The following is an 18,264-nucleotide window of genomic DNA, read 5'->3' as shown; positions in this document are numbered from 1 at the left end:
CAAATAACTATAAAGAGGTATTCCATCAGAGTAAAAATTATTTATTTAGGATTAAATAACCTAATCGTCATTCATTTTTCCAGACTGACTAGCTTGTAGTAAGGGCTTTAGCCCTGGTTTTATGCAACTTAAATGCTCATTAGCTTACAGGATGCTTAAATCCTTAAACTACTAGCTAAAGTGCATTGTATTGGTTTAAATAGTCACAACAATCTATCGCATGATAGAGGTTTTATCTTGTTAATTATTACAGATGTATATATTAATGCAATTTAACTTGAAATTAATTATCTAAAAAAATAAAAATATTAATGTATCCTAAGATAGATTTGCATAGCATATCAAAATTGCTAATGTACACGTACATAAGAGGGTGAAATTACTGAAATCACCTATGTGAAATTAACATTTCAAGAACAAATAGTTTATTTATTAAGCACCAAAATCGTGTGTTTGTGTATATATCCAGTGTAAACTTTTTTATGTTCTTGAAAGTGTGAAATGATATCTTAAGTAAGATAATGATCCTCTCCAATTAATTTGACATTAGGCATTTAATTTTTCCAATCAATACCTGATCAAATACTTTATGAATTAATATTTCCTAGTCCTCAACCAGTTGTGAGAGATAAAATAGCTGAAAGGCTTATAAATGCTTACTTTTAGTTTCGATATTGTCTCACATTTAACTTTGGATTGCTGCAGATAAATATTTGTTCAATCAGGAAATGATTGATTAATCGTCTACACAAGTTTTTGCATCACAATACTAAAAAAAACCTTCCTAGAGTAGTTATGATAAATTAATAATAAAAACAGGCTAAAGTAGTTGCTATAGCAAGTTTTTAGTAATACAAAATAAAGGATTAAGGGACTTCCAACTAAAAAAATATACAATCCCTTTGATGAGCAGAGGAAGCAGGAGAGCAGAGGGAGAAAGAATCTGCTTGTGTCTTCGCTCTTCATTATTGAATAATTTATTTTCTGGAAGTCCCTTAACAAAAATCGCTTTATTTGTTTGCATTCTTCGCTATGTAATAATTCAAGCTAGTGTTAAGTATTAATTTTAGATAGCTAGTCTAGGCGAGCCAAAAAAAACTAAAAAGGCTGATCATGATTAATCCAAGTATTATCCAACAAAAATCACCTAAAACTTTGAGTAATGTTGCCCTCGATTTACGTGCATCTGCATCTGTGCAACTTAGAAAAGGAAATTGGTGGTTACGATTACTAACACTACTTTCAGTAGATACTATTGTTTTATCACTGACTTGGTTATTAGCTAAATATCATGCTTCCTCTGTAGATCCTTTATGGAATACATCAAAGAGTTATATTCCAGGATTAATTTTTGTCCAAATAGCTGCGCTCATGATTCAACAAAGTTACGGTTCAGGAAAAAATCGTTCTGACTATTTGGGTATTGCTAAAACTTTAACTTTTGCTCATGGAGTGATAATATTTATTTGTTTTTTATATGTACCTATATTATATCTTCCTCACTCCTATTTTATATTGTCTTGGCTAATGAGTATGTTTTTTGTCTGCGCTAGTAGATTTTTAATCAATATTTATATTAAATATCTGCGTCGAAAAAAACTATTTGCACGTATTCCTGTTTTTCTTATTTGTCACACAGAAGATAATGAAAAAGCAATTAATTCAATTGAAAAAGAAGAACGCTATATTATTTGTGGAAATGCAGGGGCTAATTCATTAGACAGAGCTAATCGGCAAGAAACTCTGGCAAAATTAAATGATTTGGGCGTGACAGAAGTTTTCATTGCTTGGGATGCCATTAAAAACAGAATGTTTGTATGCTGGTTATTTCAAGTATCTGGCATAACTGTACATATTTTACCAATGGAATTAAAACCAATTGACAGACAAGTTAAATTGCAGCAAATAGGAGGAATAGCTTGTCTGAGTTTTGATTGTCCTGTAATTACAGGTAAAGATTTCTGGATTAAGAAGAGCTTTGACTTTTGTGCTACTGTTTTATTTTTAGTGTTTTTCTTTCCTATTTATATAGCGATCGCTATAGCTATCAAATTAGACTCTCCAGGCCCAGTTTTCTATAAACAGACTCGTATAGGGCTACGTGGACAAGAGTTTAAAGTTTGTAAATTTCGTACTATGAGAACCGATGCAGATAAATTGCAAAAAGAGTTAGAAGCATTAAACGAAACTAAAGATGGCATCCTCTTCAAAATCAAAGATGATCCTCGTATTACCCGTGTCGGTAAATTTCTGCGTCGTTATAGTTTAGATGAGTTACCACAACTATTTAATGTTTTGTTAGGAGAAATGAGCCTAGTTGGGCCTCGTCCTTTACCAATTAGAGATGTTCATAAGTTTTCCGAACGTCATTTTATTCGCCAAGAAGTTTTACCAGGTGTAACAGGTCTTTGGCAAGTTTCAGGACGCTCAAACATTTTAGATTTTGAGCAAGTAATTAATCTTGACATCAACTACATTGAAAATTGGTCACTAAAGTTAGATTTTCAAATCATCTTGAGAACATTAAAAGTAGTTTTAACAAAAGAAGGGGCATACTAAAACATCAAACATTGTAATAGCAATTATCTAAATAAACGTCACGTCACTCAATCGATATTTTATTTATTTTATAATCCTAAGAACAATGAAAAAGCCTGTAATTGCAATTGGACTAGATGCCGCCGATCCAGTTTTGTTAGAAAAATGGATTTCACAAAATTATTTAAAAAACATTGGTATACTTTGTGAACAAGGAACATATGTCCGTCTCAAAAACACAATTAAATACTGTGGTAAGACAACAGAATTTGCAGTAACCGAGCCTTTATGGGCAGCATTTTCTACAGGTTGTAAATCTCACACTACAGGGTATTGGGATACTGTCAAGTATCAACTTAAGAGCTATGATATTGAATGTGATCTAAATATGAGTGGATACGACTATCAAGAATATCCACCCTTTTATGCACTCGGTGATAAATACAAAGTAGCAGTATTTGATGTACCCGTAACCAGACTGTCGAAACAAGTAAATGGCATTCAAATTTTAGGTTGGGGAGGCCATTATCCCTATACACCTAGCTATTCTCATCCACCGCAAATATTGGCAGATATTATTAATAAATATGGAAAAAATCCTATCCTATTCAATGATGTCGGTATTTGGTGGGATAAAGCATATGTCAAATGGCTACAGGAAGCACTGAAAGAGAGTATTGACCAACGCACAGCTATTTGTTGTGACTTACTAAGACAAGAATCTTGGGATTTATTCTTAGCAGTTTTCGGTGAGCCTCACACAGCTGGTCATGATATATATAACTATAGCCAATCAGATCATCCCCTGCATTCCCATCTGAGTAAAAATAGCACTTTTCCTGACCCATTACTCGAAACTTATCAAAATATTGATCAAGCTATAGGAAAAATATTAGCTGAAGCACCTGAAGATGCCTATATTTTGTGTTTTTCACTGCACGGTATGGGATCTAACTATAGCGATTTACTCAGTACCACAATTTTACCTGAAGTTTTGTATCGGTTTAGTTTTCCCGGTAAGGTAGCTATTGCCCCTGGTCAATTGGGTGTTACTTCACCACCAATGGTAAAAAACCCAATTAGAAACTCTTGGTCTGGAGAAATTTGGGTTAAAAATTACGAATCTAATCCCATTAAACGTCTAATTAAACCTTGGATTCCCAGTCAATTTTTACACTCACATAACAATGGTTTAGCTTCTCCTTACGTATTAATGCAGCAGTCAGTACCAATGGGGTGGATGCCTGCCAGATGGTATCAACCTTTGTGGTCGCAAATGAAAGCTTTTGCTCTGCCTTCTTTTACTACTGGACATATACGTATTAATTTGCAAGGGCGAGAACCACAAGGCATTGTTGCTCCTGCTGATTATGATGCTCTTTGTGACGAAATCTCTCAACTGCTTTATGGTCTTACGGATGCAAGGAGTAGAGAACCAATTGTTAAACAAGTAGTTCGTACTAGAAAATCTGCAACCGATAATAGCCCTAAATTACCCGATAGCGACTTAGTAGTATTGTGGGAAGAGCGTATTACTGACGTAGTTGATAGTCCTGATTATGGACGAATTGGACCTCTAACTCACTTCCGTGCTGGTGGTCATTGGAATCGCGGATTTGTGATATTTAAAGGCCCAGGCATTACCCATAATTCTGATTTACATCAAGGCGAAGCTGTTGATTTACCAGCAACAATTTTACACCTTATGGGTGTACCAATTCCCGATTACTTTGATGGTGAGACAATGCTCAACCTTGCAGTTAATCGCTAGAAATTTTTAAATACAGCAGAATTCAGGGGTCAGAAGTAAAACTAACTTAGTTTCAGGTTTTAACATATATTCTGTACTTATTTATCTGCAATCTGCTGTATTTGTTCAATTTAGATGAATTTTAAAGATAAAAATGGATATCAAACCAGAAGTTTCTGTAATCATTCCTGCTTACAATACAGCAGCATATATTCATCGTTCAATAGAATCAGCATTAGGGCAAACTCTTAAAAATATTGAAGTAATTGTAGTAGATGATGCCTCAACTGATAACACATTAGAAGTAGTCAAAAACTTTACAGATGAACGTTTAAAAGTTTTTGTAAACCCAGAAAACTTAGGTGTAGGTGCTAGTCGTAATCGAGCAATTCAGGAAGCTAAAGGGAATTGGATTGCGGTTTTAGATTCAGATGATTGGTATGCGCCAGAACGACTAGAAAGACTTGTAGAATTAGCGTATCAAAAAAACGCAGATATGATTGCTGATGATTTATATCTGATTAAAGATGGTGAAGAATATCCCTGGAGTACCCTAATTAAAGAAAGTGGAGAATTTGTACCAACAATTAAGCAAATTGAACCAGTATATTTTGTGGAAACAGATGTATATAAAAAACAAGGTTTGCAGTTAGGTTTCTCGAAGCCTTTATTTAAGCGAGCCTTTTTGATGCAACATAATATTCAATATGATACAGGATTAAAAGTTTCTGAAGACTTTTGGTTAACTTTGACCTGTTTAGTTCGAGGAGCTAATTTTTATTTAGTGCCAGAACCATATTATTTTTATCTTTCTCGCTCATTATCTTTGGTTTATACTAACAAATTAATACGCCTTACTCAAGATTGTGAAGCAACATTAGCTTTTATAGAAAAAGAGCAAATCATTAAAAAATCAACTCGTTTAGCTCGTGCTTTATATGCAAAATATCAAGTATTTAAAAGATATTTATCTTACTACCGAGTTATTGAACCACTTAAGAACAAAAGATTATTAAAGGCTTTAAAAGAAATGGTCTATAATCCCTACTTTTTTGTCTGTTTGTGCCTAAATATGCCAGGTATTTTCAATCGTCGTATCCAATTCTACTTATTTGGAAATAAAGCTGCTTATGACATTTTTTACTCAACCAAAAAGCGAAGACATTATTCTCAATTCTCATATGGCTATCAGAGTCCCAGGAAAACCAGAAAAAGAGATATAGTCAACACCATAGCTAAAATTTCTTGATAGATGGAATGTAATTAATGTGTGCCAAATCAACTGTTATATTTAATACTAATGTCAGAAAAACGAAACTTTCTTTTAAATTCATTATCAGTGGTAATACAACAATTTAGTCAAGGTATTGCCAACCTCATATTAACTGCTATTATAGCTAGAACATTAGGAGCAGAAGCATTAGGACAATATTTGTTGGGCATTAGTTTCTTTTACATTTTTGTTAATCTTGGTTCCCAAGGTTTTAAAACTTTATTTACACGGGAAATTGCCCGCAATCCCAACTCAACATCTCTTTATTTAGTCAATGGACTAATATTACAACTATTTTTTTGTATGATCAGTTATCTAGCACTATTAGGAGTAATTTTCCTACTTCCCTATAGTGTTGATACATCAATGGTTTGTTACATCATTGGTTTAGCAGTTATTCCCTTTGGACTTTCTAATATTGCTGAATCAATTTTGCAAGCACAGGAGAGAATGCACCTAGTTGCTATCTCTACTGTACCAATTTACTTTCTTAGACTCATTATCATTATTTTTGCTATTAATTTGAATTATGGGATTAAACATATATGTATAATTTTGGTTATTTCAGAATTAGCAATTTTTATAATTGAATGGCTACTAATAACTAGAGAAATTAAAACAAAATGGCAAATTAATACAGAATTTATGTGGGAAAATATTAATAAAGTATGGACATTTTTAGCTATTGAAAGTATGGGAATTTTGGCCGCTAGAATAGACATTCTTTTAATATCTTTGTTGGGAAGTGAAATATTAATTGGCATTTATGGTGCAATGAAACAAATACTGCAACCATTTTTTATTATCTCTCGTAGCGTCAGTTTAGCAGGATTTCCTAAATTATCTAAATCTGCTAATGTTGGCAAATCACAACAAAAAGAAATAGCAGAAAATATTATTACTGTTCTCTTATTTATGAGTTTACCATTCTTTGTTTCCTTAACCTTTGTAGGAGAAGATTTACTACTTCTTATCTATAAAGATGAAAATTTTCATGGTATGGGTTTAATATTTAGGTTACTAACTATTTCTGTGATCACATCCAGTTTTTCTAGAACATTCAACTATTTATTAACAGCTAATGGTTATGAAAAGTTTCAATTAATAGAAGTATTAATTACTAATACTGTTGCGATTTTTGCAGGAATTTTGCTTATTTCAGAATATAAACTCATGGGAGCAGGTTACATGAGTGTGTTGAGGTCAGTTGCTAGTTTTTCTACTTTGACATTTGCTGTATATACGCGTGTGTTTGCTATAGATTTATGGAGAATTATCAAGTTACCACTACTGATTAGTAGTTTAATGGCAATTATACTTTACTTTGTTACCATGCTCAATTTTAATATTGCTGCAATTATCACTATCAATATTTTAATTTACATACTATTGTTAAGTACGATCGCCACTTATTTATCAGGAGGTATTGGAGCTTTAAAACAAAAATTTATTGACAAAAGTAGAGGTTAAACTTGGCAACTAAATTTCTATTTTAATTATCAACCAATTTCTCAAATTGCTATAAAAACTATGATTGAATCTATCCAAGAAATAGTCAGTGTCGTAATTCCTACCCGAAATAGACCTAAATTGGTCAGCAAAGCAGTCAGAAGTGTTTTAGCTCAAACAGTAAAATTAATTGAAGTCATTGTAATTGTAGATGGTCCTGATGAGTCTACAGTTAAGGAACTGCAAAAGATAGAATATCCACAACTGAGAGTCATAGAAATACCTGTTAATATTGGCCCTTCAGGTGCTAGAAATGTTGGTGTTACAGTAGCTAAAGGTACTTGGATAGCTTTTCTTGATGATGATGATGAATGGCTACCAGAAAAAATTGAGCGTCAACTTGAAGCAGCACATAAGTCACCTTACGCTTTTCCTATTGTTTCCTGCCGCTTCTTTGCCCATACTGGCAGTGGCGAATTCATTTGGCCTGGAAGACTACCACGCCCTTCAGAACCTGTCAGTGAATACTTATATGTTCGGAACTCCTTATTTCGCGGAGAAACCTCTATAGCTACTCCTACAATTTTGACTAAAAAAGAATTACTAATAAAGATACCTTTTAACGAAAATTTAACAAAACATGAAGATTGGGACTGGTTGCTTAGAGCTTGTATTACTGAAGGTGTAGGAATCGAGTTTATACCTGAACCTATGGCTATTATTAATGTTACGTTTGACCCAAGTCGTAAAAGCTTAAGTAACATGAATAACTGGAAATATTCTTTAGATTGGATTCGTTCTGTTTCCGATCTAGTTACACCACGGGCATATTCATCATTTATTACAACATTTGTAAGTGTACAAGCTTCTATACAAGGTAATTGGCAGTCTTTCGTACCTCTGCTAGTGGAAGCCCTAAAATTTGGCAAGCCTAGACCTATAGATATTTTGTCATACTTATTGATGTGGTTCATACCTCATAATTTGCGGCAAAGATTGCGCTCACTATTAACAAAATATAAATAAATATAAAATATATTTACTGTAGCAGAATAATACTAATTATTCACAATATTGCCATCTAAAACACCAAATAAAAACAGTTATACTAGCTAATTTTTAGAAATATTTAAATTAGCCAAACATTGCCGATAATAATGCAAATTATCACAAAACAATAAACGATATAAATCAAAAAATAAATAAAAGCTCGTTGATATTATGCGGATTAAAACTATGAACATTAACCAGACAAAAGTATTACTAGCTTTAGAAAAGGTATTCACAGTTGTTTCCTTACTGTTATATTCTGGAGGACTATTGATGCTAATCATATCAGGAGGATTCAGTCAGGGAGATGGAACTACCAGAAATACCGATACAGCTTTAATACAAGTTATATTTATGTTAATTTATCTATTCACTTTCCTCCTACTGCTATGTCGTTGGAGACAAGCAGTTTTCATACTTAGTAAAGTTAGGTTTAGTTGGTTATTATCTCTATTACCTATAGCATCTATAATTTGGTCTTCTGATCCAAATATAACTACAACTCGCAGTATAGCGTTGTTAGGAACTACCCTTTTTGGAATGTACTTTGCTACTCGCTATACCTTGAAAGAGCAATTTCAATTAATCACCTGGATGTTTGCTATAGCAATAGTATTAAGTTTACTATTTGCAGTAGGATTACCACAATATGGATTTATGGGTGCTACACATTCAGGTGCATTAAGAGGAATTTACACTCATAAAAATGTTTTTGGCAGAATAATAGCTTTGGCTGGAGTTAACTTTTTAGCCTTGCTTATTGAGAATAAAAACTGTCGCCGACTCTTATGGTTTATTTTTAGTTTGTCTATAGTTTGCTTAGTGATGACTCGTTCTAGTTCATCAATACTCACTTTTATTAATTTGATACTAATATTTTTTATATTGCGGGTTTTTCGATATCCTATTATCTTTCTCCCTTCAGTCTTAAGTGGTATATTTCTAATTTGTATTGTTTCATTTTTATTTGTGCAAAGTCATTTCGATACTCTTCTAGCTTCAATTGGCAAAGATGCTACCCTGACTGGGCGTACTTATCTTTGGCCTTTAGTCTGGGAGAAAATATGGGAACGTCCGTGGTTGGGTTATGGATTCAGTGGCTTTTGGCGAGGTTTAGATGGTGAGTCAGCTTCAGTTTGGTATGCTTCTGGGTGGACACCCCCCAATGCCCATAATGGCTTTTTAGAAATCTGGTTAGATTTGGGTTTTTTAGGAGTAACAATCTTTATTATCGGATTTGTAATACTTTTTTTAAAGTCCTTAAGTTACATAAGAACTACTAAAACATTAGAAGGTTTTTTTCCTACGATATTTTTATTATATTTATTAATTATTAATGTGAATGAAAGTTCTTTGCTGATTCAAAATAATATATTCTGGATTCTCTATGTAGAAGTAGAAGTATCACTTGTAGTAGGATCACATCACAAACATCAAGTTCTACCCTCATCATAGTTATTTGTTGTTTTTATTATAAGGATAGATAAAAAATGAGAATTATTATTTTAGGTCCAAATTTATCTCAAAAAGGGGGAATTGCTAATTACGAAAAATTATTTTTGCAATATATCCCGGAACAAGTAGAAGCGTCACATATCATTACTCATCAAGAAGGTTCTAAATTTGTCAAGATATGTGTATTTTTTAGTGCTATATTTAAATTTATAGGTGTTCTATTAACCCAAAAAGTTGATATTGTTCAAATTGAAATTTCCCAACGTGGTAGTGCATACCGTCAAGCAATTATGACATTTGTAGCTTGGGTGTTTCGCAAGCCAATAATTATTCATGCTCATGGTAGTCAATTTCATGAGTTCTACTCTGGACTTTCCATATGGATGCAGAAATTGCTCAATTGGGTATTTGGTAGATGTCAACGCTTTATAGTATTATCAGAAAGTTGGAGAATATTTTATACGAATAGCTTTGGCTTAAAACCTGAACAAGTCTTAGTTTTATATAACCCAGTCAAAGTACCATCTGAAGTTCCACATCGTTCAGATTACAAAAAAGTGAACCTACTCTTTTTAGGAAGAGTAGGTAAAAGGAAAGGAGCATTTGATTTAATTAAAGCTTTTTCTCTTTTACCTGATGTACAGAAAAATAAATGCTGTTTGATTATGGCAGGAGATGGAGATTTAGAAGCAGCTCGCAATCTGGTAAAAACATTAAATTTAGAGGAGTATATTCAACTTCCTGGCTGGATAGATGCAGAAGAACGTGATATTCTTCTAGCCGAAGCCGATGTTTTTATCTTGCCATCTTACAACGAAGGTTTACCATTAGCCATGTTAGAAGCAATGGCTTGGGAATTACCAGTTATTGTGACTCCAGTGGGAGGTATATCAGAAATAGTTACTCATGCAGAAAATGGATTAATTGTTGAACCAGGTGATATTGAGCAGCTATCGGAGAATCTTAAGACATTGATTGAAAATGAGAGTTTAAGGCTGACTTTAGGGGTTAAGGCAAGAACAAGTGTTATTCCTCTCGATATCAAAAATCATTGGCTTTCTTATCTAGATTTATATCGCTCAATTTTAAATTCTCATAGTTAATTAGAGCGCCTCAATGGTTTTGTTGTTTTGTTCTTTATGAAAAACAAAATCTCGGTTATGAAAATTAGCATTTTTGGTTTGGGATATGTTGGTGCTGTAACTGCTGCCTGCTTGTCACGAGACGGACACCAAGTAATCGGAGTAGATATCAATCCAGAAAAAGTAAATTTAATTGCCCAGGGAAAGTCACCCATAGTAGAACCTGGATTGAGTCAGTTGCTGGCTGATGGAGTGGTAGCTAACCTAATTAAAGCTACTACAGATACGGAATCTGCGGTACTATCTTCAGATGTTTCCCTAATTAGTGTGGGTACGCCACCAACTGAGAGAGGAGAACCCAATCTGAATTATGTTTGGAATGTGTGTAAGCAGATTGGCACTGCTGCCAATCGCAAACATGGAACTCATGTGATTGTCTTGCGTAGTACTGTCCCTCCAGGCACATTAGAAAAATGTCAGAATCTTTTGGATAGTATTATCGGTAATAGCTCTATTCACCTAGCCTTTAACCCAGAGTTCTTACGAGAAGGCTCGGCTATTCGAGATTATGATCGACCACCCTACACTATTATCGGTACTGAATCTGCTGTAGCAGAAGCAGCGGTTCGTCAAATGTACGCCACAGTAGATGCACCAGTAACTGTAGTCCAACCAGCTGTGGCAGAAATGGTTAAATATGTAGCTAATTGTTGGCACGCTACCAAGGTAGGCTTTGCTAATGAAATTGGACGGGTGGCCAAAGCCTTTGGTGTAGATGGACGGGAAGTGATGAACATCATAGTGCAAGATACCAAATTAAACATTTCCCCTGCCTATATGCGTCCCGGTTTTGCCTATGGTGGTTCCTGTCTGCCTAAAGATTTGAGTGCCTTACTTTACTATGCACGCAACATGGATGTACCAGTTCCCCTTCTCAACGCCCTTCCGAATACAAACACTATCCAAGTTGATTTGGCTGCACAGGAAGTTTTGCGCCTTGGGAATAGAAAAGTTGCTCTGTTAGGGTTGGCATTTAAACCTGGTACAGACGATGTAAGAGAAAGTCCAGCAGTCCTGCTAGTCAAGCGGTTAATTGGAGAAGGCTGCCAGGTAAAAATTTACGACCAAGCCGTCTATGAAGCTCGACTAATGGGAACCAACCTGGCCTATATCCAAAGTAACTTGCCTCACTTTGAGGCACTGCTGGTTCCAAATGCTCAGGAAGCTCTGGCAGAAGCAGATTTAGCAGTGGTTAGCCATGCTACACCAGAATTTCGCCAAGTATTACTTAACGCTCCCAAAGGAATGCGGATTCTGGATTTGGCAGGTGTTCTTAATAAACCAACTCAGGAGTTAGATTATCATGGCATCGCTTGGTAAGGTACTAATTATTGTTGAGAATCTCCCTGTTCCCTTTGACCGACGGGTATGGATGGAATCCAACACTCTGATCAAAGCAGGGTATGAAGTTTCCGTGATTTGTCCGAAAGGAAAAGGTTTTGAAAAAGACTATGAGGTAATTGATCAAGTTCATATCTATCGCCACGAAATGCCACCTGATATCAGTTCAGTCACAGGCTATATCAAAGAGTATGCAACCGCAATCTATTGGGAGTTTCGTCTAGCTCATCGGGCGTGGAGGGAGAGAGGCTTTGATATTGTCCATATTTGTAACCCTCCAGACTTACTGTTTTTAGTAGCAGGATGGTTCAAGTTTTTTAAGGGCGTAAAAGTTATATTTGACCACCACGATATTAATCCAGAAATGTATGAGGCTAAGTATGCACGACGAGACATTTTCTATTATGGACTCCGCTTAGTTGAAAGATTAACTTTTGCCACAGCAAAGGTCGTCATTTGTACTAATGAGTCTTACCGAGAAATAGCACTTACTCGTGGAGGTAAAAATCCAGAGGATATCTTTATTGTTCGCAGTGGACCGGATCTTTCTCGCTTTCAACCTGTGACTCCTAATCCAGTCTACCGTAAAGGACGGAACTACTTAGTGGGATATGTTGGTGTTATGGGGGAACCAGAAGGCATTGATTACTTGTTGCAATCGGTGCGTTACATTATCTATGAGAAAAAACGCCAAGACATTCAGTTTATGCTCATTGGCAGTGGACCAATGTTTGAAAAACTTCAGAAACTATCTGAAGAATTGGAAGTAAATGAGTTTGTAGAATTTACGGGGCGTATCCCTGATCAAGAGCTTATCGAAAGGCTTTCCAGCTGTGATGTATGTGTTAATCCTGATAAAAAAATGCCTTACAATGAGCGTTCAACTATGAACAAGATTATGGAGTACATGGCGATGGGAAAACCCATTGTCCAATTTGATCTTTTGGAGGGAAGGTGTTCAGCCCAGAGAGCATCTGTTTATGCGAAGGGTAATGATGTGGTGGATTTCGCAGAAAATATTCTTAAGCTTCTAGAAGATGCTGAACAGCGCCAACAGATGGGATATTTCGGTAGAAAAAGGATGGAAAATAATCTTGAGTGGCGACATCAAGCCCCTAAGTTATTAGAGGCCTATGAGAAAGCTTTGCAAAATCAATATTTACCTGAAGTTGTGAAAATTAAAGTTAATAAATAATCATTATGTCCAACAACAGTAAATTTAACAAACGGCGAGATTTTTTACTGAAATTAGGAACTTTAGCGGGTATTACTACTCTCGTACAGGGGAAATCCATATATCCAAATTACAGTATTCAATCCCTTGACAACCCAGAACGAAAGTTTAATGCTAATGGAGAAAAATCTTTAAAAGAACGCGCTGCTGCTAAAGGATTCATTTATGGTGCGGCAGCTCGTTATGACCACCTTCGATCAGATCCAGAATTTACCAAAGTTTTTCTGGAAGAGTGTGGGATGATAGTTCCAGAATGGGAACTAAAATGGTCTTCTGGTAATAAAAGGCTACGTCCTAATCGAGATAGTTTTGATTTTAAAGCATCTGATTGGATGGCTAATTTTTCCCAAGAAAATGGTCTGATTTTTCGTGGTCAGACCCTAGTATGGCATCATGCTTTACCAAAATGGTTTAAAGAACAGGTTAATCGCCAAAATGCAGAATCATTATTGACCAATCATATCCAAACCATTGCAGGACGTTATGCAGGCAAAATTCATTCTTGGGATGTAGTAAATGAAGCAATTGCACCCTGGGAGCAGATGTCTAATGGTTTACGCAAAACACCTTGGTTAGAGTTCCTAGGGACAGATTACATTGAGATGGCCTTTCGTTTAGCGGCTCAAGCTGACTCCAAGGCTTTATTAGTTTACAATGATTACGGCTTAGATTATGACATATCTAAAGATGAGGCAAAACGTCAGGCTGTATTAAGTCTATTAGAACGTTTAAAGTCAAAAGGGACTCCTATTCATGCTCTTGGTATACAGGCTCATTTATCAGCAGATAGCAAGAGTTTTAATCCCCAAAAATTCAGAGAATTCCTCAAGAATGTGGCTAGTTTAGGTTTAAAAATCCTGATTACTGAGATGGACATCAAAGACCAAAAACTGCCTTTGGATATAAATAGACGCGATCGCATGATTGCCGCAGCCTATGAAGATTACCTCTCAGCAGTTTTGGATGAAAAAGCTGTGATTGCAGTTATAACTTGGGGTTTGAGCGATCGCTATACATGGCTTTCAGAATTTCGCCCTAGGCCAGATAGATTACCAGTACGCCCTCTACCATTGGACGCAGACATGAACCGCAAGTTGGCATGGAATGCCATTGCTCGTGCCTTTGATCAAGCACCTAAACGTTAGTAATTTTTCAGGTTTGAGGAAAATTAAATTATGAGAACTAAAACAATAGAAGTTGAATCAACTCTCAAATCTAGAGAAGCAATTGATCTAGATTTCCATCGCTACTTATTGATGTTAAAAAGGCGTTGGATACTAGTTGTAGGTATATTTTTAGCCACAGCAGGTTTTGGAGCCTTTACAACCACATTGATGAGGCCATCATACGAAGCGGCAGGAAAACTATTATTCCGAATTCCTGCTTTTAACATTGTCGGTTCCAATCTCTTACCTAATAGCTCTGAAGGAGAATTCAGAGGTTTGAGAACTCTTGTATCCACACAAAATCCGATTAGTAGCGAAATGGAAGTGATCACTTCCCATCCTTTGTTACAACGGACAATAGACACACTCCAACTGAAAAACGACAAAGGTGAACCGCTAGAAGTTGAGGCATTAGCAAAAAGCTTGGATCTGAAAATTATTGGTGGCACAGATGTATTGCAGATTACTTATCAAAGTGATACTCCTGAAAAAGTGGCAGCCGTAGTCAATAGCATTATGAATGTTTATTTAGAAAATGACATTCGGACAAATCGCACTGAGGCAGAAGCAACTCGGCAATTTATGGCTAGGCAACTTCCTCAAATTCAAGCAGCTGCACGTAATGCTGAAGTGGCACTAAGGAAATTTAAACAGCAAAATAATATTGTAGACCTCTCAGAAGAGGCGAGATCAGCTGTAGCAATTATTGCGGGTTTAGACACAGAGATTAATACCGTTAAAGCTGCACTCCACGATACCACAGCCCAAAGTAATGAACTACGCAAAAAAGTCGGTCTGGATTCCCAGGAAGCAATCGCCATGAGTACCCTGAGTCAATCGCCTGCTGTACAGGGATCTCTGACTCAATATCAAGAAATAGAACGACAGTTAGCAACCGAGCGTAGTCGGTTTTCAGAAACGCATCCCACAATTGTTAATCTAGAAGCGAGAAAAAGCAACTTAAAAACCCTGCTACAACAGCAAATTGAGCAGACACTCGGCGATCGCACCACAGTTTCTCCAAAACTATTGCAAATTGGCGAACTGAAACAAGGGCTAATTGCAGATTTTCTGCGATCAGAAGTACAGCGCCTAGGATTAGCTCAAAGACTAACTTCTTTATCTAATTCCCGTGCTGCTTATGAACAGCGAATGAGAAGTCTACCCCAATTAGAACAAACTCAGCGTGAGTTAGAACGAACACTACAAGTTGCTCAATCTACATATCAAAATCTACTTAGAAAAATTCAAGAACTACAGGTGGCGGAACATAAAAACACAGCTAACGCTCGGATAATTGTTCCGGCTGTAGTTCCAAAAAAACCAATGTTAAAGAAAAAAATTATTGTAGTTGTACTCAGTGTCATATTTGGTACTTTTCTATCAACTACAACTGTTCTACTTGTGGAAATGAAAGATAGATCTCTCAAAACTCTACAGGAGATTAGACAGGTGTTTGAATATACTTTACTGGGAATAATCCCTAGCTCTTCGGTGTCTTACAAAGCAGTAATGTTGTATCCTGATAATACAAAATCAATAACTCCGTTTATTGCTGTCAGAGATCACCCTTACTCTTTGACAAGCGAAATGTATCGAATACTGCAAGCAAATCTGAAATTTTTAAGTTCAGACAAAGAATTAAAAACTATAGTCGTAACTAGCTCTGTTCCTAAAGAAGGCAAGTCTTCAGTTTCGGCTAATTTGGCGTTAGCAGTCTCACAACTAGGACGTAGAGTTTTACTGATTGATGCAGATATGCGAGTGCCGTCTCAACACGAAATTTGGGAAATAAGCAATACAGTCGGTTTGAGTGATGTACTGGTGGGTCAGTCTCAATTCAACGAAACCGTCTCTCAAGTAACGCATGATCTTGATGTCCTAACTGCTGGAGTTAGACCGCCCAATCCCCTAGCGTTACTGGATTCTAGGCGGATGGCATCACTCGTTCAGGATTTTTCTGATCAATACGATGTTGTAATTATTGATTCTCCTCCTTTACTGCTTGCTGCTGATGCTCTGAGTTTAAGTCAAATGTCTGATGGCATTTTGTTAGTAGCGCGTCCTGGTGTTATCGATAACAGCAGTGCTGATACTGTTCAAGAAATGTTAGAGCGATGCGGCCACAATGTTTTAGGTTTAGTTATCAATGGACTAATTGATAAAAATGAATTTAGCAGTTATTTTTATCATGCCAAAGAATATTTTAGTTCAGATAATTTACCACAAGTAGCTAGTACGGATTTACAAATTCGTTAACTCATGAAATATTAGTTTTTTTCTGTTGCTCCTCTATATTTCTACATTTTTTTACTGTAGATAGATATGAGCTTATATCAATAAGTCCATTTGAGGTAATGAGATATGCTCATCGTAAAAAAGAAGCTAATATTTGCAATTGGTGAAGTCTGGTTTGATGAAGAGCCAGAACAACTTTCTAATTTAGATGTAATCTATTACTGGCATCGATCACAGCCAGTTAAACATACTCAGGTTCAAGAAGTCTACACAAGATTAATAAACCTCACTAAGAACTATGATGAGTTGTGGGAAAGTCTCAGTAGCAATGATAGATATAAGATTAGAAGAGCAGAACAAAAAGATAGAATTATTTATGAATATTGGGAAGATATCAACGCTGAAATCCTCAATAATTTTGCTGATTTTTATGATGTATTTGCCTCGCAAAAAGGGTTAGAAAAAATCAATAGGTTAAAACTAGATAGTTTTGCTAAGGTTGGTTTGCTTGATCTATCTCGTGTCAGGGTAGACAATGATAATTCCTTAGTTTGGCACGCTCATTATCGTAATAAAAGTCGCAGCCTTCTTTTGCATTCTGCATCAATTAAAAACAAAAGTGATACCTCTTATCAATCGTTGTTAGGTAGAGCAAATCGTTACCATCATTGGCGAGATATTTTAAGATTTAAAAAACTAGGAATACCTATTTATGATTTCGGAGGATGGTATATAGGAAATACAGATCAAGAAAAACTCAGACTAAATGAATTTAAGCAAAGATTTGGAGGAGAAGTTGTAAATGATTTTAACTGTAGCCGTGGGATTACTATGAAGGGAAAGCTGTATTTAGCTTTGCGGAACATTTTGTGACTTGAATGAAAAAATAAAAAATGGGCTTTTAGCTCACATTATGGGTTCTTGGCAACTTTTGGTGATCTTGGCTGGGGAAAGGCAGAAGTCGGAAGAGTAGAAGTAATAATTTCAACCTTTGAGTTTGTTTAAAGTAGCAACTAATATACTTTGCATTTCCTCAACTTCATTCAATAGTGTATTGCGAGAAACTTTTATCCCCAATTGCTGCGAGAGTCTTACCCCTGCTGCACCACCATTAGCTAAAGCAATCGCACTTAGTCGTTGAGCTAAACGTAGAGTTCTTCTCGCCCAAGGTACGGTTATATTGGTCAGCATTTCTGCAAAAATGCGCCGTTTACACAACTTATTAATGCAAAAAAACTTCCGCACCCTTAACTGTAAAGTAATGCTGTAATCAGCCCAGGGTAAATCTGCTAACTTTCGCTCATAGCGACTATGAATTTTATGAGTTGGTTGGTTACAAACTGGACAATTAACTACTCTATTGATAGCAAAAACAATCAACTTTATCTGAGTTTTTATCTCGTCAAGAATGCAATTTTCAAGTTTCAGGTTTGCTGAATCTGGTAATAGATAACTTAGCACTGACATAACCAAGCTGAGGCTTATCCCTCAAATGTTTGATGGAGTGAAGTTTGACGTATCTCAATTATATCTTTCTAACTTCTGCCTTCTGCCTTCTGCCCTCTGCCTTCCCCCAACCAAGATCACCAAAAGTTGCCAAGAACCATTTTTTCGTTCAAATCATACAT

The 18,264-nt window shown here is 35.8% G+C and carries 12 protein-coding genes and 1 pseudogene; 12 read left to right on the top strand and 1 reads right to left on the bottom strand.

All coding sequences use genetic code 11. The annotated features are described in order from the left end of the window. Positions 1–1,113: 1,113 nt before the first annotated feature. The 12 genes from ACPZ3T_RS16865 to ACPZ3T_RS16810 all read left to right on the top strand — a co-directional run bounded on the left by ACPZ3T_RS16865 (position 1,114) and on the right by ACPZ3T_RS16810 (position 17,509). Positions 1,114–2,559, top strand: coding sequence for a sugar transferase (locus ACPZ3T_RS16865; RefSeq protein WP_490270629.1), 1,446 nt, complete (start codon positions 1,114–1,116; stop codon positions 2,557–2,559). Between the two features lie 85 nt (positions 2,560–2,644). Continuing rightward, positions 2,645–4,309: an alkaline phosphatase family protein gene (locus ACPZ3T_RS16860; RefSeq protein ID WP_490270628.1), complete on the top strand. Its 1,665-nt coding sequence runs from the start codon at positions 2,645–2,647 to the stop codon at positions 4,307–4,309. A gap of 133 nt (positions 4,310–4,442) precedes the next feature. After that, positions 4,443–5,537 carry a glycosyltransferase family 2 protein gene (locus tag ACPZ3T_RS16855; protein WP_490270627.1) on the top strand — a complete coding sequence of 365 codons (1,095 nt, stop codon included), beginning with the start codon at positions 4,443–4,445 and terminating at the stop codon, positions 5,535–5,537. Between the two features lie 51 nt (positions 5,538–5,588). Then, positions 5,589–7,031, top strand: coding sequence for an oligosaccharide flippase family protein (locus ACPZ3T_RS16850; protein WP_490270626.1), 1,443 nt, complete (start codon positions 5,589–5,591; stop codon positions 7,029–7,031). 60 nt (positions 7,032–7,091) lie between these two features. Continuing rightward, the gene (locus ACPZ3T_RS16845) at positions 7,092–8,036 is read left to right on the top strand and encodes a glycosyltransferase family 2 protein (protein ID WP_490270625.1); all 945 of its coding nucleotides are present in this window, start codon (positions 7,092–7,094) and stop codon (positions 8,034–8,036) included. Between the two features lie 210 nt (positions 8,037–8,246). After that, positions 8,247–9,515, top strand: coding sequence for an O-antigen ligase family protein (locus tag ACPZ3T_RS16840; RefSeq protein ID WP_490270624.1), 1,269 nt, complete (start codon positions 8,247–8,249; stop codon positions 9,513–9,515). Positions 9,516–9,550: 35 nt separating this feature from the next. Continuing rightward, entirely contained in the window at positions 9,551–10,618 is a 1,068-nt protein-coding gene (locus tag ACPZ3T_RS16835) for a glycosyltransferase family 4 protein (protein WP_490270623.1), read from the top strand. A 57-nt stretch (positions 10,619–10,675) separates the two neighbouring features. Continuing rightward, positions 10,676–11,977 carry a nucleotide sugar dehydrogenase gene (locus tag ACPZ3T_RS16830; protein WP_490270622.1) on the top strand — a complete coding sequence of 434 codons (1,302 nt, stop codon included), beginning with the start codon at positions 10,676–10,678 and terminating at the stop codon, positions 11,975–11,977. Next, positions 11,961–13,193 carry a glycosyltransferase family 4 protein gene (locus ACPZ3T_RS16825; protein ID WP_490270621.1) on the top strand — a complete coding sequence of 411 codons (1,233 nt, stop codon included), beginning with the start codon at positions 11,961–11,963 and terminating at the stop codon, positions 13,191–13,193. Before ACPZ3T_RS16830 ends, ACPZ3T_RS16825 begins: the two co-directional genes overlap by 17 nt. Positions 13,194–13,198: 5 nt before the next feature. Then, complete coding sequence (locus tag ACPZ3T_RS16820; RefSeq protein ID WP_490270620.1) at positions 13,199–14,377, top strand: endo-1,4-beta-xylanase; 1,179 nt, start codon at positions 13,199–13,201, stop codon at positions 14,375–14,377. Positions 14,378–14,407: 30 nt separating this feature from the next. After that, positions 14,408–16,657, top strand: coding sequence for a GumC family protein (locus ACPZ3T_RS16815; protein WP_490270619.1), 2,250 nt, complete (start codon positions 14,408–14,410; stop codon positions 16,655–16,657). Between the two features lie 105 nt (positions 16,658–16,762). After that, positions 16,763–17,509, top strand: a complete 747-nt coding sequence (locus ACPZ3T_RS16810; RefSeq protein WP_490270618.1) for a hypothetical protein — start codon at positions 16,763–16,765, stop codon at positions 17,507–17,509. Positions 17,510–17,662: 153 nt separating this feature from the next. Here ACPZ3T_RS16810 and ACPZ3T_RS16805 read toward each other — a convergent pair. Continuing rightward, positions 17,663–18,103 (bottom strand): annotated as a pseudogene (locus tag ACPZ3T_RS16805) (transposase family protein); the annotation flags it as partial. Between the last annotated feature and the right edge of the window lie 161 nt (positions 18,104–18,264).

The sequence above is a fragment of the Aliinostoc maniaoense genome (assembly GCF_058172895.1).
Note: the sequence above shows the minus strand (reverse complement) of the source record. Positions and strands in the feature narration are given on the sequence as shown.